Source organism: Vreelandella neptunia, from assembly GCF_022489065.1.
Lineage (GTDB): Bacteria > Pseudomonadota > Gammaproteobacteria > Pseudomonadales > Halomonadaceae > Vreelandella > Vreelandella neptunia_A.
In genome coordinates this window covers 97,307-119,626 of sequence record NZ_JAKVTW010000005.1, presented here as the reverse complement: position 1 = coordinate 119,626, position 22,320 = coordinate 97,307, and the positions used below count along the sequence as shown (strand labels likewise).

25 protein-coding genes are annotated in these 22,320 nt (G+C 55.0%); 13 read left to right on the top strand and 12 right to left on the bottom strand.

The window, feature by feature from the left end:
- Nucleotides 1-77: 77 nt before the first annotated feature.
- Nucleotides 78-473 carry an MbcA/ParS/Xre antitoxin family protein gene (locus MLE19_RS09580; RefSeq protein WP_240717955.1) on the top strand — a complete coding sequence of 132 codons (396 nt, stop codon included), beginning with the start codon at nucleotides 78-80 and terminating at the stop codon, nucleotides 471-473.
- On the opposite strand, the gene mtnA is transcribed toward MLE19_RS09580, so the two are convergent.
- Entirely contained in the window at nucleotides 458-1,477 is a 1,020-nt protein-coding gene (gene mtnA, locus MLE19_RS09575; RefSeq protein WP_240717954.1) for an S-methyl-5-thioribose-1-phosphate isomerase, read from the bottom strand. The genes MLE19_RS09580 and mtnA overlap by 16 nt on opposite strands.
- A gap of 105 nt (nucleotides 1,478-1,582) precedes the next feature.
- On the opposite strand from mtnA, the gene mtnB reads away from it, so the two are divergent.
- The 3 genes from mtnB to MLE19_RS09560 are packed head-to-tail and all read left to right on the top strand — an operon-like array spanning nucleotide 1,583 to nucleotide 3,469.
- Complete coding sequence (gene mtnB / locus MLE19_RS09570; RefSeq protein ID WP_240717953.1) at nucleotides 1,583-2,170, top strand: methylthioribulose 1-phosphate dehydratase; 588 nt, start codon at nucleotides 1,583-1,585, stop codon at nucleotides 2,168-2,170.
- Nucleotides 2,171-2,198: 28 nt separating this feature from the next.
- Nucleotides 2,199-2,885, top strand: a complete 687-nt coding sequence (gene mtnC, locus MLE19_RS09565; protein WP_240717952.1) for an acireductone synthase — start codon at nucleotides 2,199-2,201, stop codon at nucleotides 2,883-2,885.
- 35 nt (nucleotides 2,886-2,920) lie between these two features.
- Entirely contained in the window at nucleotides 2,921-3,469 is a 549-nt protein-coding gene (locus MLE19_RS09560; RefSeq protein WP_240717951.1) for a 1,2-dihydroxy-3-keto-5-methylthiopentene dioxygenase, read from the top strand.
- A gap of 156 nt (nucleotides 3,470-3,625) precedes the next feature.
- Here MLE19_RS09560 and mtnK read toward each other — a convergent pair whose 3' ends face one another.
- Both mtnK and MLE19_RS09550 read right to left on the bottom strand, forming a co-directional pair.
- Complete coding sequence (gene mtnK / locus MLE19_RS09555) at nucleotides 3,626-4,915, bottom strand: S-methyl-5-thioribose kinase (RefSeq protein ID WP_240717950.1); 1,290 nt, start codon at nucleotides 4,913-4,915, stop codon at nucleotides 3,626-3,628.
- An 87-nt stretch (nucleotides 4,916-5,002) separates the two neighbouring features.
- The gene (locus MLE19_RS09550; protein ID WP_240717949.1) at nucleotides 5,003-5,935 is read right to left on the bottom strand and encodes a LysR family transcriptional regulator; all 933 of its coding nucleotides are present in this window, start codon (nucleotides 5,933-5,935) and stop codon (nucleotides 5,003-5,005) included.
- An 89-nt stretch (nucleotides 5,936-6,024) separates the two neighbouring features.
- On the opposite strand from MLE19_RS09550, the gene MLE19_RS09545 reads away from it, so the two are divergent.
- The gene (locus tag MLE19_RS09545; protein WP_240717948.1) at nucleotides 6,025-6,453 is read left to right on the top strand and encodes a DMT family transporter; all 429 of its coding nucleotides are present in this window, start codon (nucleotides 6,025-6,027) and stop codon (nucleotides 6,451-6,453) included.
- Nucleotides 6,454-6,479: 26 nt separating this feature from the next.
- Nucleotides 6,480-6,956 carry a DMT family transporter gene (locus MLE19_RS09540; RefSeq protein ID WP_240717947.1) on the top strand — a complete coding sequence of 159 codons (477 nt, stop codon included), beginning with the start codon at nucleotides 6,480-6,482 and terminating at the stop codon, nucleotides 6,954-6,956.
- On the opposite strand, the gene MLE19_RS09535 is transcribed toward MLE19_RS09540, so the two are convergent.
- Both MLE19_RS09535 and MLE19_RS09530 read right to left on the bottom strand, forming a co-directional pair.
- Nucleotides 6,892-7,872: a diguanylate cyclase gene (locus MLE19_RS09535; protein WP_240717946.1), complete on the bottom strand. Its 981-nt coding sequence runs from the start codon at nucleotides 7,870-7,872 to the stop codon at nucleotides 6,892-6,894. The two genes, MLE19_RS09540 and MLE19_RS09535, sit on opposite strands and share 65 nt — an antisense overlap.
- A complete protein-coding gene (locus MLE19_RS09530; protein ID WP_240717945.1) occupies nucleotides 7,838-8,149 on the bottom strand; it encodes a hypothetical protein in 312 nt (103 codons plus the stop codon). The genes MLE19_RS09535 and MLE19_RS09530 overlap by 35 nt, the downstream gene beginning before the upstream one ends.
- A gap of 195 nt (nucleotides 8,150-8,344) precedes the next feature.
- On the opposite strand from MLE19_RS09530, the gene MLE19_RS09525 reads away from it, so the two are divergent.
- Nucleotides 8,345-8,629 (top strand): YrhK family protein, encoded by a 285-nt coding sequence (locus tag MLE19_RS09525; RefSeq protein WP_240717944.1) that lies wholly within the window; start codon nucleotides 8,345-8,347, stop codon nucleotides 8,627-8,629.
- Nucleotides 8,630-8,675: 46 nt separating this feature from the next.
- Here the strand turns inward: MLE19_RS09525 and MLE19_RS09520 are convergent, their stop codons facing one another.
- From MLE19_RS09520 to MLE19_RS09510, 3 genes are all read right to left on the bottom strand, one after another.
- Complete coding sequence (locus tag MLE19_RS09520) at nucleotides 8,676-8,942, bottom strand: DksA/TraR family C4-type zinc finger protein (protein WP_240717943.1); 267 nt, start codon at nucleotides 8,940-8,942, stop codon at nucleotides 8,676-8,678.
- 99 nt (nucleotides 8,943-9,041) lie between these two features.
- Complete coding sequence (locus tag MLE19_RS09515) at nucleotides 9,042-9,617, bottom strand: YgjV family protein (protein WP_240717942.1); 576 nt, start codon at nucleotides 9,615-9,617, stop codon at nucleotides 9,042-9,044.
- Between the two features lie 61 nt (nucleotides 9,618-9,678).
- Nucleotides 9,679-10,431: a DeoR/GlpR family DNA-binding transcription regulator gene (locus tag MLE19_RS09510; protein WP_240717941.1), complete on the bottom strand. Its 753-nt coding sequence runs from the start codon at nucleotides 10,429-10,431 to the stop codon at nucleotides 9,679-9,681.
- Nucleotides 10,432-10,565: 134 nt separating this feature from the next.
- On the opposite strand from MLE19_RS09510, the gene MLE19_RS09505 reads away from it, so the two are divergent.
- The 5 genes from MLE19_RS09505 to MLE19_RS09485 are packed head-to-tail and all read left to right on the top strand — an operon-like array spanning nucleotide 10,566 to nucleotide 15,886.
- Nucleotides 10,566-11,570, top strand: a complete 1,005-nt coding sequence (locus MLE19_RS09505; RefSeq protein ID WP_240717940.1) for an ABC transporter substrate-binding protein — start codon at nucleotides 10,566-10,568, stop codon at nucleotides 11,568-11,570.
- Between the two features lie 2 nt (nucleotides 11,571-11,572).
- On the top strand, nucleotides 11,573-13,285 hold the full coding sequence (locus MLE19_RS09500) for an ABC transporter permease (protein ID WP_240717939.1): 1,713 nt from the start codon (nucleotides 11,573-11,575) through the stop codon (nucleotides 13,283-13,285).
- The gene (locus MLE19_RS09495; protein WP_240717938.1) at nucleotides 13,273-14,364 is read left to right on the top strand and encodes an ABC transporter ATP-binding protein; all 1,092 of its coding nucleotides are present in this window, start codon (nucleotides 13,273-13,275) and stop codon (nucleotides 14,362-14,364) included. Before MLE19_RS09500 ends, MLE19_RS09495 begins: the two co-directional genes overlap by 13 nt.
- Nucleotides 14,361-15,452: an MBL fold metallo-hydrolase gene (locus MLE19_RS09490; RefSeq protein WP_240717937.1), complete on the top strand. Its 1,092-nt coding sequence runs from the start codon at nucleotides 14,361-14,363 to the stop codon at nucleotides 15,450-15,452. Before MLE19_RS09495 ends, MLE19_RS09490 begins: the two co-directional genes overlap by 4 nt.
- The gene (locus tag MLE19_RS09485) at nucleotides 15,440-15,886 is read left to right on the top strand and encodes an HAD family acid phosphatase (protein WP_240717936.1); all 447 of its coding nucleotides are present in this window, start codon (nucleotides 15,440-15,442) and stop codon (nucleotides 15,884-15,886) included. Before MLE19_RS09490 ends, MLE19_RS09485 begins: the two co-directional genes overlap by 13 nt.
- Nucleotides 15,887-15,897: 11 nt before the next feature.
- Here MLE19_RS09485 and MLE19_RS09480 read toward each other — a convergent pair whose 3' ends face one another.
- The 4 genes from MLE19_RS09480 to MLE19_RS09465 all read right to left on the bottom strand — a co-directional run bounded on the left by MLE19_RS09480 (nucleotide 15,898) and on the right by MLE19_RS09465 (nucleotide 21,152).
- A complete protein-coding gene (locus tag MLE19_RS09480) occupies nucleotides 15,898-17,973 on the bottom strand; it encodes a cache domain-containing protein (RefSeq protein ID WP_240717935.1) in 2,076 nt (691 codons plus the stop codon).
- Between the two features lie 221 nt (nucleotides 17,974-18,194).
- A complete protein-coding gene (locus tag MLE19_RS09475) occupies nucleotides 18,195-19,364 on the bottom strand; it encodes an MFS transporter (protein ID WP_240717934.1) in 1,170 nt (389 codons plus the stop codon).
- Nucleotides 19,355-20,359 (bottom strand): GlxA family transcriptional regulator, encoded by a 1,005-nt coding sequence (locus MLE19_RS09470; RefSeq protein WP_240717933.1) that lies wholly within the window; start codon nucleotides 20,357-20,359, stop codon nucleotides 19,355-19,357. Before MLE19_RS09470 ends, MLE19_RS09475 begins: the two co-directional genes overlap by 10 nt.
- A gap of 109 nt (nucleotides 20,360-20,468) precedes the next feature.
- Nucleotides 20,469-21,152: a GntR family transcriptional regulator gene (locus MLE19_RS09465; protein WP_240717932.1), complete on the bottom strand. Its 684-nt coding sequence runs from the start codon at nucleotides 21,150-21,152 to the stop codon at nucleotides 20,469-20,471.
- 157 nt (nucleotides 21,153-21,309) lie between these two features.
- Here MLE19_RS09465 and dctP point away from each other — a divergent pair, with 157 nt between their 5' ends.
- Entirely contained in the window at nucleotides 21,310-22,305 is a 996-nt protein-coding gene (gene dctP / locus MLE19_RS09460) for a TRAP transporter substrate-binding protein DctP (protein ID WP_240717931.1), read from the top strand.
- The last annotated feature ends 15 nt before the right edge of the window (nucleotides 22,306-22,320 follow it).

Below are 22,320 nucleotides of genomic sequence, written 5' to 3'. Positions count from 1 at the left end.
TTAGAAAGGCTCAAATGATCGTAATTTTCAAAATCGCTCACTTGGCGCAATCTATACATAAGTGAGGAGGAGAATAGATGGCCATTCAGCATAAAACAGCCGATAAGCGCCGCAAAATGGGGGCCGCTGCAATGCGTACCTACCCCCATATTTCACGTAGCTGGGGGCTTAAAGAGAGCGAGGCGGCTCTGCTGTTGGGAGTACCTGATTCCACCTATCGCCGTTGGAAGCAGGCACCAGAGCAGGCCAGCTTGGATGCCAATCATTTGGAGCGAATGTCGTTGATTCTGGGGATCTACAAAACGCTGCATTTACTACTTCCCAACCCAGAAAGCGCTAATAGCTGGCTGCAGAGACCCAACAGCACGCCTCTTTTTGCTGGTCACTCACCAATGGAGCGCCTGTTAAGTGGGCAAGTCTCTGATCTCTACGTTGTTCGCCAGCATTTAGATGCCCGCTACGCCCTACCCTGACAATGCTCGCCCCGCGCTATCGCGGCCGCATCAAACACGCCGGTATCCAAAATCCAGGCGGTGACGAGGCTGGCGGGTGTAACATCAAACGCAGGGTTCCACACCGGGGAATCGCTGGGTGCCCACACTACCTCGCCAAAGGCACCCGAGACACCGCGTATTTCAGCGCCGTCGCGCTGCTCAATGGGAATATCCGCGCCGGTGGCGCAGGCAGGATCTACCGTGGTGTATGGGGCTACCACGTAAAATGGCACCTGGTGGTAGTGAGCAACCACCGCCAGCATGTAAGTACCCACTTTGTTGGCGAAGTCGCCGTTGGCGCAGATACGGTCGGCGCCCACCATGACTTTATCTACTTTGCCTAACGCCATCAGGCTAGCGGCCATGCTGTCGGTAATTAACTGATAGGGAATGCCTAGATCAGCCATTTCCCAGGCGGTTAAGCGGCCACCTTGCAGTAGCGGGCGGGTTTCATCCACATACACATGAAGGTCTACGCCGCGCTGTTTGGCCACCGCCAGCGCGCCAATCGCGGTGCCCACCCCGGCGGTCGCCAGCGCGCCGGTGTTGCAGTGGGTGAGCACACGGTCACCCGTTTTAAGCAAGTCAGCGCCCCGCTCGGCCATGCGTTTGCAGAGCGCCCGGTCTTCGGCAAACAGCGCGGCAGCGCGCTCGGCAAGTGCGCCAGCACCTTGCTCAAAGCAGGCTTCCATGGCATCCAGGCAGTACATGAGATTCACGGCCGTCGGGCGCGTGGCGCGCAGGCGATCGCTGACATCCTGCCAACAGATTTTGGGGTGGCGCGCGGCGTACTGCGCCAGCACAAACGCAGCGCTCAGGCCAATCAGCGGCGCGCCGCGAATAGCTAAGTTTTTAACCGCAGCCTGCCAACCTTCAGGCGAGTCACAGCGCACCCACTGCTCGGTTTGAGGCAGTTGGGTTTGATCCAAATACTCAAAGTAGTCGGCGTAGACCCGCAAACTGCGTGACTGAAGATGAGGCATCGTTGGACTCCTTGAGCACTTAACTAGCGGAACAACTGCGCGGCTTATCAGGCGCGAAGCTTATCATATAGAATGGCTGCCATTAGAAGAGGCGACGCAGATCTTATGATGACGTTACAAACTGAACTGCTGGATGCTATTTCATGGGCGGCACAGCAGGGCTGGACACCCGCTACCGGCGGTAACTTTTCCGCCCGAACCGGGGCTGGCTATCTTGTCACCGCTTCTGGGCGGGATAAAACCCGCGTTCAGGCCGATGACCTGTTGCTGTGCGACCTTGATGGCAAGGTGCTTGAAGGTAGCGGCAAGCCTAGCGCAGAGAGCGATCTGCATGCTGCCCTCTATCGTATGGACAGCACCATTGACTGCGTGTTGCATACCCATACGGTGGCCAGCACGGTACTCTCGCGTCGCTTTCCAGAGGGTATTGAGCTAAGCGGTTTTGAGATGCAAAAAGCGCTGGCGGGTAACGTGACTCATGACGCTACTATTCGCTTGCCGGTAGTGCCCAACTCCCAAGATATGCAGGAGCTGGCCGAGCATGTGAGCAGCGGCTGGCCCATGCCCTGGGGCTTTTTGGTCGCGGGGCACGGTATTTACGCTGTGGGCGATAGTATCGCCAGCTGTCGCCGCCACCTGGAAGCGATTGAATTCTTACTAGCCTGTGTGCTTGAAGAGAATCGCTGGTCTTAAAAGAACAGTCTTAAATGAGTAGCCTTAAATGAGTAACCCAACAGTCCGCGCGATTGTGACCGACATTGAAGGCACCACCACGGATATTAACTTCGTGCATAAGGTGCTGTTTCCCTACGCCCACGATAAGTTGCCTGACTTTCTACGCGCTAACGCAGAAACTCCGGCCGTTGCCGAACAAATCGACGCCGTGCGTAGTGAAATGGGTGACCCTGATGCCACGCTGGGAGAGGTCATTAATCAACTATTGCACTGGATCGATACTGATCAGAAAGTCACCCCACTAAAAGCCTTGCAGGGCATGGTGTGGGCGGATGGCTACCAGCGCGGCGACTTTACAGGCCATTTGTATAGCGATGTAGCCCCCGCTTTACGCCAATGGAAAGATGCCGGTAAAGCGCTTTACGTTTACTCATCTGGCTCGGTTCAGGCGCAAAAACTGCTGTTTGGCTACAGCGATGAGGGGGACCTGACGCCGTTGTTTAGTGGCTACTTCGATACCCATATTGGTCATAAGCGCGAGGTGACTGCCTATCAGCGGATTATCGCTGAGCTTGACCTACCTGCGGATGCAGTGCTGTTCTTGTCTGATGTAGTTGAAGAACTAGACGCCGCCAAGCAGGCAGGTATGCAAACCCTGCAATTGGTACGCGAAGGCACCCAGGCAGGCACCGCTCACCCGTGCGTTACCCGCTTTGATGAGATCGTTCTGTAACGTTGATGGCACGCCACCTTTAAGGAGAGTTGTTAATGTCGCAACTAAAAGTATTTGCTGATCAGAACCCAAATGATTCCATAATCGACACCACTGACAGCGAGCAAATTACCGCTGAGCTAAACAAGGTGGGCGTGCTTTTTGAGCGCTGGGCAGCACCGGGCGAGATTGCTGATGATGCCACCCAGGAAGATATTTTGGCGCTGTACCAGGAAGATATCGACAGGGTCAAAGCTAAGGGCGGCTATCAGACCGTGGATGTGCTGCACATGGTGCCCACGCACCCAGACAAAGACGCCATGCGGCAGAAATTCTTAAACGAGCATCGCCATCACGAAGATGAAGTGCGTTTCTTCGTTAAAGGCCAGGGGCTATTCTGCCTGCACATCGATGACAAGGTGTATCAGGTGCTGTGTTCTCGCAATGACCTGATCAGCGTGCCTGCCAACACGCCCCACTGGTTCGATATGGGGCCAGCACCGGAATTCACCGCGCTGCGCTTCTTCGATAATGTAGAAGGCTGGATACCCCACTGGACTGAAAGCGATATCGCAGGGAAGTTTGATCGTTTGGATCAGTTATAAGCGCTGAGGAGTAAAGATAAAAGGCAGTTGTAGTGCGGCGTAAGCGTCAGCGCACCCGCGGAAGCAGCGCGCTAGCGGTGCCGAAGTTAGCACCGAGGCTTGATAAGTCGCGGTGGCATCATCCAGGCGGCTGGCGCCGCCGCGCGGGTAAAGCGCTTACAATACCTCTTGCTGGTTATAAGCCTTGGCGAGATCCGTTAGAGCAGTAAGATTGCTATAAGCCTCCGGCTCCATAATCAGCGCTTGGCCCATCAGCACATTGCGCGCTTCAAGCTTGGCGCGCAGCGCGGTGTCTTTAATCTCTTCGAAGTCGGCGTTGTGGGCCAGTGATAAAACACGGCGATGCATTTCGATGCCGCAGTAAGCCAGCGCATCTAGGCGGATCTCATCCAGCAGCGCATCGCAGGCGTCGTCAGCGCTATTGCCCTGCTCTTCAAACAAGGCTTTCGGGTACAGAATGCCGCTGCGCTCGGTTTGCCACAGGTGGCGGAACTCGGCATCGAAGCTGCTAAAGCACGCTTCAATAACGCTTAAAATCCACGTCTGATACGTTTCAAGCTCATCTTCCGAGCGGTGGGCAGGCTGGCTAAAGTAGGCCATCAGGAAGTTGGCCACCGCCATGCCCAAGTCAAAGGCCATTGGGCCGTATTGGGAGAACTCAGGGTCAATCACGCGCACGTCAGTATCCGTGGCCATAATCGAGCCGGAGTGAAGATCACCATGCAGCATGGTTTCGGTGTTCGAGGTGAACTTCATCAACAGTCGCTGAACTTTGGCTTTTAGGCGCGCATTGCGGCGCAGTTCGTCCACCACCGGTGAAAGTTCCGGGGTGTGGTGGTTCATTTCGGCGCCGTAATAGGGGTCGGTAAACACCAACGACTCGGTGATAGCAGGAATCGCCACATTGCCTGAGAACAATCCTACGTCCGCTTTTTTTTCTGGGCTGCTCAGCGAAAGCTCCGAGCCACGAAATGCGGTGCGTGCGCAGAATTGGCCGATGGTTTCGCCAAGCTGGGCAACTCGCTCACCGTTGATTAACTTGCGGCGCAAAATCGTGTGCGGGTGAAGGTACTCCATCACAAACAGCGCCTGGGGTTTGTCGAAGTGGTACACCTCAGGGGCAATACCTGGAGCCCGCTTGGCTTGGCGCACCAGCGCATAGTATTCAAAGTGGGCGCGATAAATCGGTAGCGGCCAGCTTTCGCCTACCATGCGTACATAGGGAAGCGCCTGCTTAACCACGACACTGCCTACGTCACCCGAGACGATAAACACTAGGTTGAGGTTGCCGTCACCCACCTCGCGAATGCCCCAGCTAGTGGGGTAACCGCCCACTCGACTAGCCACCGCTTCAACACCCCCAAGCCGTTGGGATAGCGTGTCGACGCTGAGCGCGCGGTAATGTTGATCAATCTCCACAGGCCAATCCTCACCAAAACGTTGCATATATGCAGGCCCGAATAGGGGGCTTTAAGACATTTATTATCAGAGAGTAACGTTTAAAAGTTAATAAGGGGACTATCGACATCGCTATTAATGGTGATCCCAATAGGGTCGTTCGCCAATCACCGCGAACAAATACTCTAAAAAGGCGGCCACTTTCTGCGAGCGCAGGCGGTTTTCGGGGTATATAGCATGAATCCCTTCTCGCGTCGCTTCACCTAGGGCTTCATAGGTTTCTAGAATGGGCGTTAGGCCGCCATCGCGCAGCGCATCGAATAGCAACCATGTGGGGAATAGCACAATACCTTGTCCTTGCAGAGCGGCTTCCACAAGGCTCTCGGCATTGTTGCTATGCAAATTGCCTTTTACCGAATAACGCTGCGCTTGAAGATCACCAGACGCCTGGAAATACCAAGGCTGAACGCCGCGTGTCCCTTTATAGACTAAGCAGTTATGGTCACTCAATTGTTCAGGATGGTGGGGCTCGCCGCGCCGCGTTAAATACGCGGGGGAAGCGCAAGCGACAAAGCGCTGGGTTGCCAGTTGCCGGGCCACCAGGCTTGAATCCCCCAGCGATCCCACACGTATTACGACATCGGCGCCTTCTTGTACCGGGTCGATAAAGGCATCGCTCAACGTTAGCTCTACTTCCACGGCCGGGTTTGCCTGCTGAAAACTAGCCAATAAAGGCGCGATATGCCGACGCCCAAATGCTACAGGTGCATTAAGACGCAACAATCCCTGGGGTTGCTTAGCGCCGCTGATTACCTGCTCGTTAGCTAAATCCAGATTTTCAAGCACACGGTGAATATCGCGATAGTAGCGCTCACCAGCATCGGTCAGCCTTACCGCTCGCGTATGGCGATAGAGCAACCGCTGGCCTAGCGAACGCTCCAACCCTGCAATATGCCGCGAGACCGAAGAGGCCGGTAAATCAAAGTAGCGAGCGGCGTCAGCAAAGCTGCCACTTGAGGCCACTCGCACAAAAAGGCGTAACGCTAACAGGCGAAGTGAGTTGTCCAAAATGCAATAGTCCTTTGCTGTTTTGACGCATTGTAGCAATAACACTAACTCTCTAAAGTACGCGCTTCTTTTACTTAGCGGAGCCACCTATGCGTCATGCACTTATTCTGCTCGGCGTGCTAATCGCCGGGATGGGGCTATCGGTCGAAGCCGGCTTGCTAGGCCCGCTTGGCGAGCAGGTTGGGCACTTATCGGCCACCTTGTCGATTTTTATGGTGGGTGCGCTACTGCTCTCGCTAGCACTGGTGTTTGTGCCTAAGCGACAGCTGGGAGCCCTTTTTAAGCAGCCTCGCTGGCTACTGACGGGCGGCATCTTAGGCCCGATCTACGTCATTGTGTTAACACTTGCGACACCGTTGGTGGGAGTGGGTATGACAATGGTGGGCATCTTGTGCGGCCAAGTCGCGGCCAGCGTCGCTATCGACCACTTTGGCTGGCTGGGAAGCGAACAGCGTAAAGTCGACGGCTACCGTATTGGCGCCTTGGCGATGATTCTTACCGCCCTGTGGTTAATGTAACGGCTAACGTATTAAGGAGCTAAACCATGCTACTCCCTCTTATCTTTATCTTACTGCTCGTCGGCGGTGCGGTACTGGCAGCTCAGTCCTCCATCAATGGCCGTTTGGGTGCAAAAGCAGGCGTAATCGAGAGTTCTTGGCTGACCTTTGTTATTGGCGCCGTCCTAACCTTTTTATTGATGTTCTTTTTTGAGCCAGCACAGCAAGCGACGCTCTTCAGCGTACCCAAATGGCAGCTAACCGGCGCGCTGTTTGGCGTGGTCTACATGTTGGCAATTGTGTTTGCCGTACCCCGAGTAGGCACCGCGGCTGCCACGGTAGCGGTCATTTCTGGCCAACTGTTGATGAGCCTACTGATTGATCATTTCGGCTGGTTAAGCAATGCAGTCCGCCCGTTAGATGCTTCGCGCTATGTAGCCATGGCGCTGCTCATCGGTGCTATCGGCTTAATCTATCTAAGTCACCAGCAGCGCCATCGTCGGATGACGAGCCAGCCAAGTTAGCCACACGAATGACGTTGCGCCCCTGCCGCTTGGCTTCATAAAGCGCTCGATCAGCCGTCGATAATAAGTCGGTAGGGGTAAGCCCATCGGTTGGGCAAAGTACGGCCACACCAACGCTAACGGTAATATAGGCCTGGTGGGAGACACCGGAATTAGGTATGCGTAAGGCCTCTACACTAGCGCGGATACGTTCTGCGGCTACGTCTGTCGCCTCGATCGAGGCATTCACCATTAGCACCACAAACTCTTCACCGCCAAGGCGCACCACTAAATCGGCGTCGCGGCTATTATCGTGCATGGCCTTGGCCACCTGCTGTAAGCAAATGTCTCCTTGAGGGTGCCCATAAAAGTCGTTGTAAGCTTTAAAATGATCGATATCGATCACCATCAGCCCCATATACGTCCCTTTATCGATGGCCTCATTCCACCGCACAGGTAACACCGTATCGAACTGACGACGATTGGCGAGGTTAGTTAATGGGTCGGTGATCGATAACTGAGATAGCTTTTGGTTATCTTTTAAGTAGTAGCCAGCACGAATTTTCTCTTTCAGTACATGCAAGTAAGAGGTTCGCTCACTGAGCTCGAAACGGTAGTTCGCGACAAGGCTAAAAATCCCCATCGCGATAATCGTAAAGATCGCCAACCGCTTAGCTTCAACGGGCATTGGCTCATAAGGCAACACAAAGGCCAAGATGATGACTATGCTCGCCGCGGAGGATACACAGGCATAGCTGAACCGTAGTGAGTAAACAATGTTACCCACCAACAAAATCAATCCAAACGAAAAAACATCTAAATAGGAGTAGGGCGCTACCGATTTAGTAAAAATAAGACAAGAAACCAGCGTGGCTACGATCACGGTACTCGCCATCATTGTTTCACGCAGCACCGGCGATACACCACGATACACCACGATACACCCACCATAAGATTGGCAAACCAAAGGGAAGCATTACCCCCATGCGCAATTGAACGGCGGTAGCAAAGGCCTCAGGACGAAAGCTATAGTCATTGACTAAAAAGAGGCAATAGATAATCGCTGAGATTACCCCCGCCAACACCATATTACGGCTGCGCTGACGCTGGGTATCTGCTTCGAACCGCGCTTCAACGTCATCAGCAAAGCGTAACCGGCAATGTGCGCCATCCAACTCATCCTCGACAGCTTTCAGCAGTGCATCCTTGACCATTACGCTCCCTCAACTGCTTACTCCATTACTAATAACCTTCACGCAGCATTAATCAATAATAAAAAGCCAGTTTTCCCTTTGCCTGTAAGGATAGTGTGCCACACTAACGTTTAGTTAGAATCAATATTGCTTTAAATATTAAACGATAACTTACCAACACATTTTTCAAACAATAGTTACACAGGGAGGCGGTGAATGCGGCGCGAGCAGAACCCACAAACCCGCGATTGGACGTTTACCGTAGGCCACAAAGAGCTAGTGGTACATCAACGCTATGAGGTGTTGAGCATCCTCAATGATTTTTTATTGGGCCTTTGGTTTACATTCGGCAGTATCTGTTTTTTTTACGAGGGCAGTCTGAAAACTTTAGGTGTTTGGTTATTTTTGATTGGTAGTGGACAGTTGCTTCTACGCCCCACTATTCGCTTACATCGCTATATCTATTTCAAGCGCCTGCCGGATACGGATCACGACGCTTAAACGCAGACAGATCTATGTATTACCCATTCTGTTTAGTGAGATACGCTCAACGCAGCTGGCTGTCTTTGCTGCCCCGGCGGTTATAGCCGCTAAAAGCGGACTGTGTCTTATCTTGCTCTTCCTGACACGCCACACAGAGGCGCACACCGGGAATAGCCTTGCGACGCGCCTCGGGAATGGGGTCGCCACACTCCTCACAAGTCTCAAGACTTTCGCCACGAGGCAGTTGGCTACGCGCACGCCGCACCGCGTCGTCCAGAGTACTTTCCATCTGCTCTTGCTCGGCGCCATCTTTTGCCCATCCACCTGCCATGGTCTCTTACCTCCTTTTTTCAAAATCAGCTGTTTAACATCAGTCTTCCAGCATAGCAGGTACGCTCGCTGTTAACGCAGGATGCAAAGAGCTAATGGGTTAGTCCTGACCGTCTTTGGTGATAGCACCAGGCTCTTCTACCCCCTCAAAAACGTCAGGATATTTTCGTCTGGCTCGCACTAAGCGAATGATTGTGATGATATTGGTGACCACAATCAGACCTTCCGCAAGCGTACCGCCGATCGTGCCAATTAGCAGGTTGTTGAGCATCCAGGCAAAGGCAGCCAGCCCCAGAAAAACCCGCATGGCAATGCCGCGCATTAAAAACATGCCAACGGTTCCCAGCACCATGGCCGCCAGCGGCAGCATATCCACCCAGCTTTGCCATGTGAAGGCGGCGGCGATACCGCTGGCCAGCAAGACACCCGCCATCAAAGCTTTACTTCCCAGGTAACGGCGAGCCAATACAATCCTTACTATCACAAGCACCGTTAGCGCAGCCGCTGTCCAGCTCTCGAAAAAGACAAATTGCAGCGCAAACGCCACATTGGCAGAAATCAGTAACACCAATAGGCGATCATCGTTTTTGCTGGCAAAGGCCACTACGCATATCACCAGAGCCACCAAGCCACAGAGCTGACCAGCCAGGGCACTATGGCTTAGGTTGTCTAGCATTTATATCGCTCCTCTTTTGCACGCCTTCGTTTGCCCCATACTGGCACAGTTAGCGTTCGTCCTAACCCATAAACCGAACGCCTTGAGCAGCCAAGGGGCTGCGTAGTTTGTCTGGCAGCGGCACATCGGTCACCACGGCATCGTAATCACTAAGCCTTCCCGCAGAGCAGCGTAGCGGCAGGTCAAACTTGGTTTTATCCAACACCAGCACACGGTAACTTGAGTGAGCCAACAGCGCTTCACGGGCCATCACTTCGTCGTCGTTGTAGTCATAAAGCTGTCCATGGCTATCCATCCCCCCCACCGATACAATCCCCACATCAGCACGGTAGCGTTGAAAAAAGCGCCAGGCATCGCCGCCAATCACATCCTGGTCACGACGACGCACTCGCCCACCGGCCACCACTAATTCGCACTTCAGCTGGCACAGCTTGATCAACGCATGCAGGTTATTGGTCATGATATGCAGGCCTTGCTTGTCGCTAAGCGCATCTGCCAGTTGCTCAACCGTCGTTCCGGTGCCTAAAAACAGCGCCTGATGGTCTTGCACCAGGGATGCGGCCCGGGCTGCAATTTGTCGTTTACCCGCCACATTAACGATCTGACGCTGGTCATAACCGATGTTCTCCTGCTCGGGAAACGGCAGCACCTCACCTTGGCGGCGCAGTACCAACCCTTTATCGGCTAGGTGACGAATATCCCCACGTAGGGTTTGCACAGAAACACCAAACTCACCTGCCAAGCTGTCTACCGATTGCCGCCCTTGAGAGTGGATTCGCTGCAAAAGCTGTTGTCGACGTTCGAACTGGCGCATAGACCCTCTCAGCACAACGAAAGCAGAAAGTGCGGCAAACGAAAGCCGCATAATGTTAAACGAAAGCGTACTGTCACTTTGTTGTAAGCAGATGACAGTAGCTTAGGTGGGGTTCACTCCTTGGAGATTTACCCATGTTGAAGCGCCCCCTGCTATCTATTCCGGTTTCTGCTCTGACTACAGCCGTTGCGGCAGCCAGTTTTTCCCTTTCTATTCAGGCTGTTGCGAACGAGTCGTTGACGCTCTACACCAGTCAGCCCAACAGCGATGCCCAGCAGACGGTTGATGCCTTTCAAGCGGCCTATCCAGATATCGAAGTTGAGTGGGTGCGCGACGGCACTACGCAGCTAATGACACGCCTGCGCTCGGAGCTTTCTGCTGGGGTGAGTAACCCCGATGTGCTGCTGATTGCCGACAGCATGACCATGGAGTCGCTCAAGCAGGAGGGGCATTTGCAGTCTTATTTAAGCGACGAGCGCAGCGGCTATGACGCCGAGCTATATGACCCGGAAGGCTACTACTACGGCACTAAGCTAATCACCACCGGTATTGTCTATAACACCGGCGCCGAGCATCAGCCGCAAAGCTGGCAAGACCTGCTGGGGCCAGACTACGAAGGCATGGTCACCATGCCGAGCCCGCTCTACTCCGGTGCGGCGCTGATCCACATGGCCGCGATTAGCGCCCACCCTGATCTTGGCATGGCATATTACGAGTCGCTTCAAGAAAACCGCACCGAAGCACAGGGCGGTAATGGCGGTGTATTCAACGCGGTCGCCGCTGGAACCAAGCCTTACGGCATCGTGGTGGATTTTTTGCCTATCCGTGAAGCGGTCAAAGGCTCACCGGTAGCGTTTGTATTTCCCGAAGAGGGCGTAAGCGCGGTTACCGAACCCGTCGCGATTATGCAGGACACCGACAACCTGGATGCGGCACAGAAGTTTGTCGATTTTGTGCTCTCTCAACAAGGCCAGGAATTGGTCAGCCAACAAGGCTACCTGCCCGCCCGTGACGACGTTACCCCGCCAGAAGGCTTCCCTGAGCGGGATAGCATTACCCTGATGCCGGTTGATATTGAGCAGACATTAGCGCAAGAAGCCGAGCTCAAACAGCGCTTTAGCGACCTGTTCGGCGGGTAATCATGACGCCTGCCCTGAGCTATGACAAAACGTACGGCAGCCAGCATCGCTGGCTGCTTTCAAGCCTTTTGATCGGCATTGTGCTACTAAGCTTGGCGCCTAGCTTACGCTTGCTGATAGAAGCATTGAGCGACCTTACCCAGGGGCGTCAATCGCCGCTGTGGCAAGTGCTCAACAGCGCAAGCACTTGGCGAGCACTGTGGCATAGCCTTTATACCTCTGGGCTCGGCATGTTGATCGCCCTGGTACTGGGTAGCCTATTTGCCTTTGCCATCACGCTGACCAATGTGCGTGGCAAAACATGGCTAGTATTCTGCTTCATGCTGCCGATGATGATTCCCCCTCAAGTTACCGCGTTAAGCTGGCTACAGCTGTTCGGGCCTGCCAGCCCGCTCCTTAAAAGTATTGGTATGGCGCCGCCAATGGGTAGCCCGCAACCCCTCTACTCGGCAGAAGGTATCGCCCTACTGTTAGGTATTCAAAGTGCGCCACTGGTGTTTCTAGCCCTGCGCACTAGCCTACTCTCTTTGCCTCGCGAGCTTATTGAAGCCGCCCGCATTAGCGGTGCCAAACAGATCCAGGTGTGGGGACATATTATTCTGCCGGTGACCCGCAGCGGCTTAATCGCCGGGGGCGCAATGGCGTTTATTTCCAGCCTCGGTAACTTCGGCATTCCTGCCATGCTGGGCATTCCAGCGGGTTATTACGTGCTGCCAACGCTGATCTATCAGCGAATGGCCAGTTTTGGTACTGGCGTTCTAGCGGAAATGGCCGCCCTGTCGTTATTGATTGGCTTGCTGGCCTTAGCGGGCGTCGCGCTGCAACAACACTTAATGGGCCGCAGCCGGTTTGGATTGGGTGGTCATAGTGGCCGATCCCATGATTTTACCCTTGGCCGCTGGCGCACCCTGGTAACGGCCACGCTGGTCGGCATCTTATTGATTATCTTAGTCGCGCCGCTGCTGGCGCTCGTTGTTAGCTCGCTAGTACCCGCGGTGGGTGTACCGCTTAACGCCGATACTGCCACGCTTAACGCCTACGCCGAAGTGGTGGGTCGCCAAGGGGCAACATGGCGAGCTGTGCGTAACAGCCTATGGTTGGCGGGCAGCGCGGCGGTGGTGCTGATGTTATTGAGCCTACCGTTAGCTTACCGGCTGCAGCGCTTGCCGGATCGCTGGCGCGGCGTGGTGCTCAGTGCCATTGAGATTCCCTACGCACTTCCCGGCGTGGTGCTGGCGATTGCCTGCATTCTGCTATTTGTGCGCCCTTTGCCGATTATCAATGTCGCGCTTTACGGCACCCTGGGGCTGATTTTTGTCGCTTATCTGGCGCGTTTTTTGGTGGTCTGCGTCAAACCAGTAGCAGCCAGTTTGGCTCAGCTAGACCCTTCCCTTGAAGAGGCCGCTCAACTAGCGGGAGCAGGCCCCTGGCGGCGACTTGGCGGCATTATTTTACCGCTGGTAGCACCCGCACTGTTTGCCGGCGGGCTGCTGGTGTTCTTACTGGCCGTTAACGAACTTACCGTTTCAGCGCTGCTATGGAGCGCCGGTAACGAAACCCTCGGCGTGCTGATTTTCAACTTAGATCAAGGCGGCGAAAGTGTGTTGGCCGCTGCGGTTTCGGTGCTGGTAGTGATCATGGTCGCCTCGCTGATGCTGGCCCTCAGCCTATTGGCACCGCGGCTACCTAAAGGAGTCATTCCATGGCAGGGCTAAACACAGAAGAGCGAAACACATCAGGTTTAAGCGCAGCAGGGCTAAGCATTGACCGTGTCACCAAACGCTTTGGCGAACACGTTGCCGTAGATGAGCTGTCGCTGGAGATTAAACCGGGCGAGTTTGTTGCCCTGCTTGGCCCTAGCGGCTGCGGCAAAACCACCATGCTGCGGATGCTGGCGGGCTTTGAAAGCGTGAATGGGGGCAGGATTCAATTGGGCAGTCGCACCCTGGCAAGCCCCGAGACCCATGTGCCGCCAGAGCAGCGCGACATGGCAATGGTCTTTCAATCCTATGCGCTGTGGCCACATATGAGCGTTGCCGATAACGTCGGCTATCCGATCAAACTGCGCGGCTTGCGTGGCACCGAGTATCAACAGCGCGTTCAGCAAGCGTTAGCGTTAGTAGAGCTTGAAGCCTACGCCGAGCGTATGCCCCAGGCGCTTAGCGGTGGCCAGCGCCAGCGCGTTGCTTTGGCACGCTGCTTAGTGAGCGACCCTTCCGTTGTACTGCTGGATGAGCCACTGGCCAACCTTGACCGTCACCTGCGCGCCACCATGGAGCACAGCTTCCGCGACTTTCACCAGCGCACAGGAGCCACGCTGGTCTATGTGACTCATGACCAAACCGAAGCCATGGCACTGGCAGATAAAATCGCCGTGATGAAAGCGGGCAAACTGGTGCAGTGGGGCACACCGCAAACGCTTTACCACGAACCCCGCACTGCTTGGGTGGCGGGCTTTATCGGCCAGGGCAGCCAGCTAAAGGTTGCTGCCGGTAGCCCAGGAAAGCTTCTTGAGCACGCCACCCTTATGCGCGGGCTAAACGCCACAGAATCTGAACGTACCCAGGCGGTACTGGTGCGCCCCGAGCATATCCAGATTGCCACTCAACTGCCCTCCGCACATCAACTCACCGCCCAGGTAGAGAACGTGATTTTTCGTGGCGAGCGATATGAGCTCAGCCTGCGCCTGCCCAGCAGCGAAACCCTGCTGGCTTACCATCGCACCGCTCCTAAAGTAGGCAGCCAGGTCGCCGTTAGTCTGGATCAGGGTTGGTGCATGGAGCCCGATCAATGAGTGTACATATTAATGTTCTCAGTGGGTTAGGCGACAAGGGGCCCGCCGCAGTAGTAGTGGAAACCCAGGGTAAGCGTCTGCTGCTGGATGCAGGCGGTGCGCTGCACCCCGGCGACCCAATCACCTGGGCGAACGATTTGGATGTGGATGCCGTTTTGATTAGCCACGACCATATTGATCATATTGGTGGTGTCGCGCAGTTGCCCGCTGAGCTACCGCTTTACTGCACACCACTGGTGGCCAAGGCACTGCCAAAGAACAGGCAGTGGCGGCCCTTGCCAGAGCGCGGCACCATAGAGGTGGAAGGTATCACCGTCACCACCGGCCAGGCGGGGCACTCCCTGGGGGGCGTTTGGCTGCATTTAGCGGTGGCAGAAGGTGTTTTTTACAGCGGCGATGCCTGTTTCGAATCAAGGCTCTTTCCCTTCGACACACCACCACCCGCCGGGATTGCCTTGTTGGATGCCTCGTACGGTGTTTACGACCAATCACAGCAAGGGTGTATTCACGCTATTAGCGAACACTTAATGCAGCCCCTCGTATTTCCCGTGCCCGCCACCGGGCGCGCATTGGAGATGGCATTATGGCTAACAGAAGAGGCTAAAGCGTGGGGGCTAACGCTAGCGATAGATGCCGTCATTCGCGCTAATCTGGCCGCCCTGCTGGCCCTACCTGACACGCTGCGCCGCCCCGGCACTGAGGCAGCGATTGCTAGCGTTCTTGCACGCCCGGATGATACCAACGCGGCGCTAATGCTGGTCAGTGATCGCGACGACGCTCCCGCCCAGTGGCCCGATCATCGGTTGCTGCATACTGGCTACTTAACCCCCGAGCGCTGTGCCCAGCTGGCCGCAGGCGACGTGCTTTGGCAGCGCTGGAACGTTCACCTACGCGCCTCGCATTTGATGGCACTTGCCGATCAGTTGGGCGCCTCTCACGTAGTGCCGCTATTTACTCACCTCACTGATCAACCGTTGAGCGAGTGGCGCAAGCGACTAGGAAAACGTCTCTGCACCACGCCTCATTTCAGCACCGATGCTCGTTCTACCACCTTTTCCACTTTAGGGAGTTTTGCATGTCCGCAGTAATTGTTGATGTCGACGGCACCTTGGCCGAGTTCCACCCTCACCATGTCAGCGAGTGGGTGTTGGGTAGTCAAAAACAGTGGGACCCCTTCTTCGCCCATATGGCCGAAGCACCGGTGATTGAAGCGGTCGCCAAGCTGGTCAAAATCCTTAAGGCCCAAGGCCAACAGATCGTCATTTGCAGCGGTCGCCCAGACAGCCATCGCGATCATACCCAGCGCTGGTTAGAGCGACATACCATTCCTTTTGATGCTATATATCTACGCCCGGAAGGCGATGACCATGTGGATGATGAAACGGTGAAAGCGGCGCTGTTATCGCGCATGCGCAGCGATGGTTTTGCACCCTGGCTAGTATTGGATGATAGAGATGCGGTGGTTGCTCAATGGCGTGCCCTGGGGCTTACCTGCTTGCAGTGCGCGCCGGGTGATTTTTAATTAAGCAGCGGTCAGTCGATAGGAAGACAGGCGATTGAGATGACATCATTGCGGTAATTATCCTGACGTTTGAACTCTCGATAGCCTATTGATGCGACCATCGCACATAAGTAGCTGTTGCCCTCGTACTCGAGCCGTTGGAACAAGCGCTGGCCATCTCGTAACGCCAGCACCTCCTCATAGCAGCCATCTAGCAGTAAAGGCAAGGAGATGCCGGGCACCGTAGCAGAGATCACCAGACCTTCAGCATTGATGAACAGCGCAAAAGGAGGCAGTGATTCCGCACTTCTGACGGGAAGGTTATCCGCCAGTATCTGCTGAAACTCTGGCGTCGCATCAAACACGGTGGCAATACCGCCGACAATCGTATGGCTGTTAAAGTCGATCACGGGGGCGCAGTAAAGATAAGTGGGTTGATTGGCGTACAGTTCACTCTCAGCAAACGATGAAACCACATACCCCTGTTCAGAGGAGATGGTTAAGCACGCTGCCAAAGGCAGTGACTCAGGCACCCGGGTGCCAACAATATCTGAGGATGCCTGATCAGAAACCGCGACGATAATGCCCTCTCGATCAAACACTAAAATCTTGGTGTAAACGGTGTAAAGGCGGTTAATAGAGCGGATAACCGCGGATATTTCACTGCGCGCCTGCTCACTGCCATCAGCCGCCGCACTTAACTGCCTACGAATACGCTCATCCAGCACCCACCAGCGGACATCATTGGCCCGCTCATACAGGTTGCGATCCAGAATACTGACCATGCTAAAGGCGCGCATGGAGGCATCGGCAATGGCTGTCTGGCTCATTCCTTCGCTTAAGGTTGAGATAGAGACGCCGAATAGCCGTTCCGTCAAATTGCCAATCTCACGAATCTGGTGCAGCACCGGCACTAACTCAACTGCCTTGTGGCGCACAGAGATGATATGACCATTGATCACCGCAAGATTAAGCTGCTGCGCAATGATGGATGCCTGCTGGCGGATGTCGCTGAGCTGCCCTTTCACTAAATCAGCGGCTACCGATGATGCGCTCGTTTCGTGCGACTGCGGCTTGGCACTTCCCACTAGCTCCGTCAGTGCAATACAGCGCCAGCCTAGCCCCGCATACCCTTGATAGGGGGTGCCTGAGATTTGCCGACATGCATAGGCTTTACCTTCGAGCATAAGGACTTCAACGCATGCGACGCCCACCTGCTGCATCGACTCACCCAGCCTTAGCTGGGGTAAGCTAGATGCGACTACGCGGCCATCTTTGTCTAGCAAGGCAAGTTCATATTGGCTGTCAGCCACCTCTTCGAAAATGCCCTGCATCTCTTCATCAAGGTTAAAGCTCAAGGCGAGATAGCCCAGGCATGCCGACGGCGTTGTTTCCGGTTGATAAATAGGCGCAACAAACAACAGCGCCCGATGCCTCTGGGTCATTAAAGGGGTGGCTGCAAAGTATTCAAGGTAATCGGCATGCCCTAGAGAAAGAGATTGAGAAAGGGATGCAGACAGCGCGTCATCACGAGGAACATCAGCATCTGCACATGTTAGCCGGGTACGCAGGTTGCCCTCTGCATCCAGCAGCATTACATCGTCATAAACGGAGTATTTAGCAACATAGCGCTGCAAATGCTGGTTAATAGTTACCGCACTGGTCTCGTCGCCACTCTCCATGTAGGCACGAAGGAGATTGTCGGTCGCAAGAAAAACAATATCGGCAGATCGCTCGAAGAGGTTACGCACCAGCATATCAACCGCAATCGCCGCTCTGCCCCCCAATACCATCTCATATTCGCGGGCGTACTCCTCCGTCAATGCGGTGGCAAGCTGAACCCGTAAAAGACGAAAACGATCCTGGACTTCCGATACACGATCCAACACTCCATTAGCCCCACTGCGACTTGCTACCTTTCCTACCAAGGCAATGATGGCTAACCAGTTATCCAAATGGGACAGCTGACTGTCATAGTGTTTAACGTATGCGGGCGGCTCCAACAATTGCGCAGAGTGCACTCGGGTAGAGGTACCCAGTGACCTTGCGGAGGAAGAGCAAGAGCTAACTCGGCTGGACAAGCCCGGAGATAAAGAGAGGGTAGTCATAGTGCCACCTTGCTATCAAAGCGTCTGCCAAGACGTTAAATCCAGCCTAGTGACTTACTATAACCTTTCGTCCATGAATTCAGGCACTAAGTAATTAAGTGCTAGATATTGAAGCACTAAATATCTAGCACTATATATTAAAATACCAAATACTCTATTACCCAGCGTTTTATTACTAGCTGTTATTGAAAAGAGTATCGACCCGGCGGTCAAACGCTTCATCAAAAAGTCTTCTGTGCCAGTGCTCTTTGGCGTTGCCATACCAGCACTGCCACAGGGATCAGCGAAACAGGGATCAACAGTAGATTAAGCGTTGCCCAGCCCAAAGAACTCACCAGTGGCCCCGCCAATAATGCCGACATAGCGACGGTACCAAATAATAAGAACTCATTGGCGGCCTGGGTGCGCGCTTTATCCTCCGGCCGGTAGCATTCGGTAAGCAGGCCAGTGGCAGGCAGAAAGGTAAAGTTCCAACCCAAGCCGAGCAAGATCAGCGCAACGTTAAACCCTGCTAAGCCAGCATCAAACTGCGCCACCAGCGCGCTCGCTACCAGCAGCAGGCAGCCCATGACGATGATCCTTTTTGCGCCGAACCGCGCGGTTAAATGGCCGGTAAAAAAGGAGGGCAAAAACATCGCCACCACGTGCCACTGAATGGTCATTGAGACATGATTAAAGTGATGCCCAGCTCCTGACATCGCCAACGGCGTAGCGGTCATGGCTATGTTCATCACGCCGTAGCCTACTGTTGCTGCGGTAACGGCAGCAATAAATGCGGGTTGGCTGAGTATTTTACTTAAAGGAAGGCCGACGCCCTCCCCGTGGGTGCGTGAAGCCGGGGGTAGTCGTGTCATCATTAATACTATCAGGGCCAATGCGTAGAGCGCGGCTAAACCAACAAAGCTGCCCAGAAATGGCACATCGCCCAACTCACGGCTCACTCTTGCCAGCCAAGGCCCGGCAAACGCCGCCAGTACCCCACCGCCCATTACCAAACCAATCGCCCGGTCGCGCATCGGCGCAGGGGCGGCCTCCACAGCGGCAAAGCGATACAGTTGACCAAAACCAATGCCGATACCGATCAGCCACGTGGCTAACAGGAATAACCCAAATCGCTCACTCATCAACGCCTGAACCGCCACCAATGCCCCTACCAATCCAACGATATTGCCCAGCATAAAACCACGTTTACGACCCAGCTTGGCCATGATGAGCGAGGCGGGAATCGTGGCGCACATCAGCCCCAACCACTGAGTGGCGACAGGTGCAGTAGACCAAGACGCACTGGGTGCTAAAGAAGCGCCTATTAGCGGTGAAACGGCAATCAGCAGGACATTACCAGTAACCAACAGCGCTTGGCAGAGTGATAGCAGGGTGACGGTTAACCGCATGAGAGATTCTCCTGAAGGGAATCAGCGTGGGAGGAAGCAAAGCGCTGACGATAAACCGAGGGCGACACGCCGTAATAGCGCTGAAACTGGCGACGCAACTGCTCCGCCCCGCCCAACCGCCAGCGTTGTGCCAGTCGCTCAAGGGATAGCTGTTCGCGCTCGTTGAGCAGCGCTAGCCGCGCTTGCTCCAGGCGCAGTTGGGTCAGGTACGCCCCAGGTGAAACCTGCAAGTGACGCTTAAACAGACGCGTTAGATGCCGCGGTGTCACCGCCATCACATCAGCCATCCGCTCAAGGGAGTGATCGGAAGCGGGATCCGCGTGAAGCTGATCGAGTAGCCGCCGTAGCGGGCCGGCATCCTGCTGGTGGCGCAGTGCTTCGCTAAACTGGGACTGGCCACCGGGGCGGTGTAGAAACACCACCAGCTCATGGGCCACTCGCCCGGCTAACGCCGCGCCGTGATCCGCCTCCACTAAAGAGAGTGCTAAATCAATCCCTGCGGTTACCCCAGCGCTGGTGTAGCGGGCATTGCTTTCGATATACAGCGCATCGGGCTCGACGCTTAGCGCGGGGTACTCATCAGCTAATTGCTGAGCATGACGCCAATGAGTGGTCACACGACAACCATCCAACAGCCCTGCAGCGGCTAATAAAAATGCCCCGGAGCAGATAGACCCAAGGCGTCTCACTTGAGGGGCAACCGCGCGCAGCGCTTCTTTCACAGTGACGATTTCACGCTGCTGGATGACGCCACTGCCCCCCGCCACCAAGAGCGTATCCAGCGGCAGTAAACGATTAAGTTGGTGGTAGCTATGGGTGGCGTGAATCGCTAAACCGCCGTTGGTAGCCACTGGGCCAACGGCATCGGCCACCAGCGTCAACTGATAGAGCGGTTGGGGGCTTAGCGCATTGGCACTGGCAAACACTTGCCAGGGCCCGCTGACATCCAGCAGTTGGCAGTCGGGGTAGGCAAGCAGGGCAACGTGGCGAGTCACGGTCTCTCTCCGCTAATGGACTATCGAAGCATTAGAGAGAGTGTCTGCCCTGCGCTCAATGTCGGCAAGGACTATTACCCCACCGATAGGGACTTAGCTATAGACTTAGCTAGCCGGTTTGTTCTAACGGCGCTTCCATGCGTCGGACGCTGGAAACGAAATCGCTAAAGCGCTCACCTTGAATCAACACATGGTCGCTCAGCGCTCGTTGGGCCGCCAGAGGGTCGCCCTGCTCAATGGCCTCGACGATGATTTGGTGCTCGCTGAGTGAATTATTCACCCGCTGGCGCACCTGTAGCTGCAGGCGCCGATAAGGCTTCAAGCGCTGTTTAAGCTGGCGCGCTTCGCTGGCCAAAAAGGCGTTGTGGCTCGCGGTGTAGATACAGTCGTGAAACCCTTCGTTTTCGTAGTAGTACTCATCGCTGTCACCGGCCAGGGCCGCCGCTTCACAGCGCTGGTGGGCTTCGCGCAGTGCCGTAAGTTCCTGCTCGGTAATCCGACGTGCCGCCAAGCGGCCACACATGCCCTCAAGTTCCGCCATCACCTCGAACATCTCGATCAGTTGATCAATCCCCACTTTCGCCACGAAAGTGCCCTTCTTCGGCGAAACCGTGACCAAGCCACTGGCCACCAACTGCTGAAAAGCTTCCCGCACAGGGGTGCGCGAGACCTCAAACTCACGACCTAAGGCTTCTGGATCCAGGCGCTCCCCAGGTAAACGGCGGCCATTGATGATGTCATCTTCAAGTGAATCCCTTAATCGCTGAGCGTTGGATCGCTTGGTGCCCGTCATGTTTTACCTCCTTGGATCGCGACTCATCGTAGCCGTTTTAATGCTGTCATATAGTTGACATTAGCATACGTAGCGCCTATTGATATATATATCAGCTTGCCTGATAAACATATAAAAGCTCATCCAAACACACAACAACAACTGTTGGAGACGCCACATGCAACGCTATTTGATCTCAACTGCCGCCGCCCTAGGCCTCGCCATTGCAGCGTCACACGCCTCTGCCGACACCGTACTACGCGCATCGCATCAATTCCCCGGTGGCCAAGGCGATGTCCGCGACGAAATGGTGCAAATGATGGCCCGTCACGTGGCCGAGGCGGATGTGGGCCTAACCATTGAAGTCTACCCTGGCCAATCGCTGTTCAAAGCACGCGAACAGTGGGGTGCTTTGGCCCGAGGCCGCTTGGATATCACCTCACTGCCGCTGGATTACGCCAGCGGTCGGCACCCAGAGTTCTCTGCCACGCTGATGCCCGGCCTGGTGCGCAACCAAGCACATGCGCAGCGTCTAAATGACTCCGAATATATGGAGATGATCAAGGCGGTGATCCAGGAAGGCGGTGGTCGGGTGCTCTCCGATGCGTGGCTCTCAGGCGGTTTTGCCTCTAGCGAGCAGTGCATTACCTCACCTGACACCGTCGAGGGTCAGAACCTGCGTGCTGCCGGGCCCGCCTTTGAAGAGATGCTGGAAGCCGCTGGCGCCTCGATCGCCTCAATGCCGTCTTCCGAGGTTTACACCGCGATGCAAACCGGCGTATTGGACGCCGCCAACACCTCGTCAATGTCGTTTATATCTTTCCGTCTTTACGAGCAGGTTGAGTGCCTGACCGAACCCGGCGACTTCGCGCTGTGGTTTATGTACGAGCCGATTCTCATTTCCGAGCAGGTGTGGCAGGGCCTTAATGAAGAGCAGCAAGCAGCGCTAATGGAAGCGGGTGAAGCCGCCGAGGAATTCTTCGCTGAAGAGGCTGCGGCGATTGATCAGGAGATGGTCGATCTTTACGAGGAGAACGGTGTTGAAGTGGTCAGTATGAGCGAAGAGGACTACAACGCTTGGCTAGAAATCGCCCGCGAAACCTCCTACAAAAACTTCGCCGAGAACGTTCCCAATGGCCAAGCCATTATCGATGCAGCGCTGGCCGTCGAGTAAGCAACGCCTAACGGC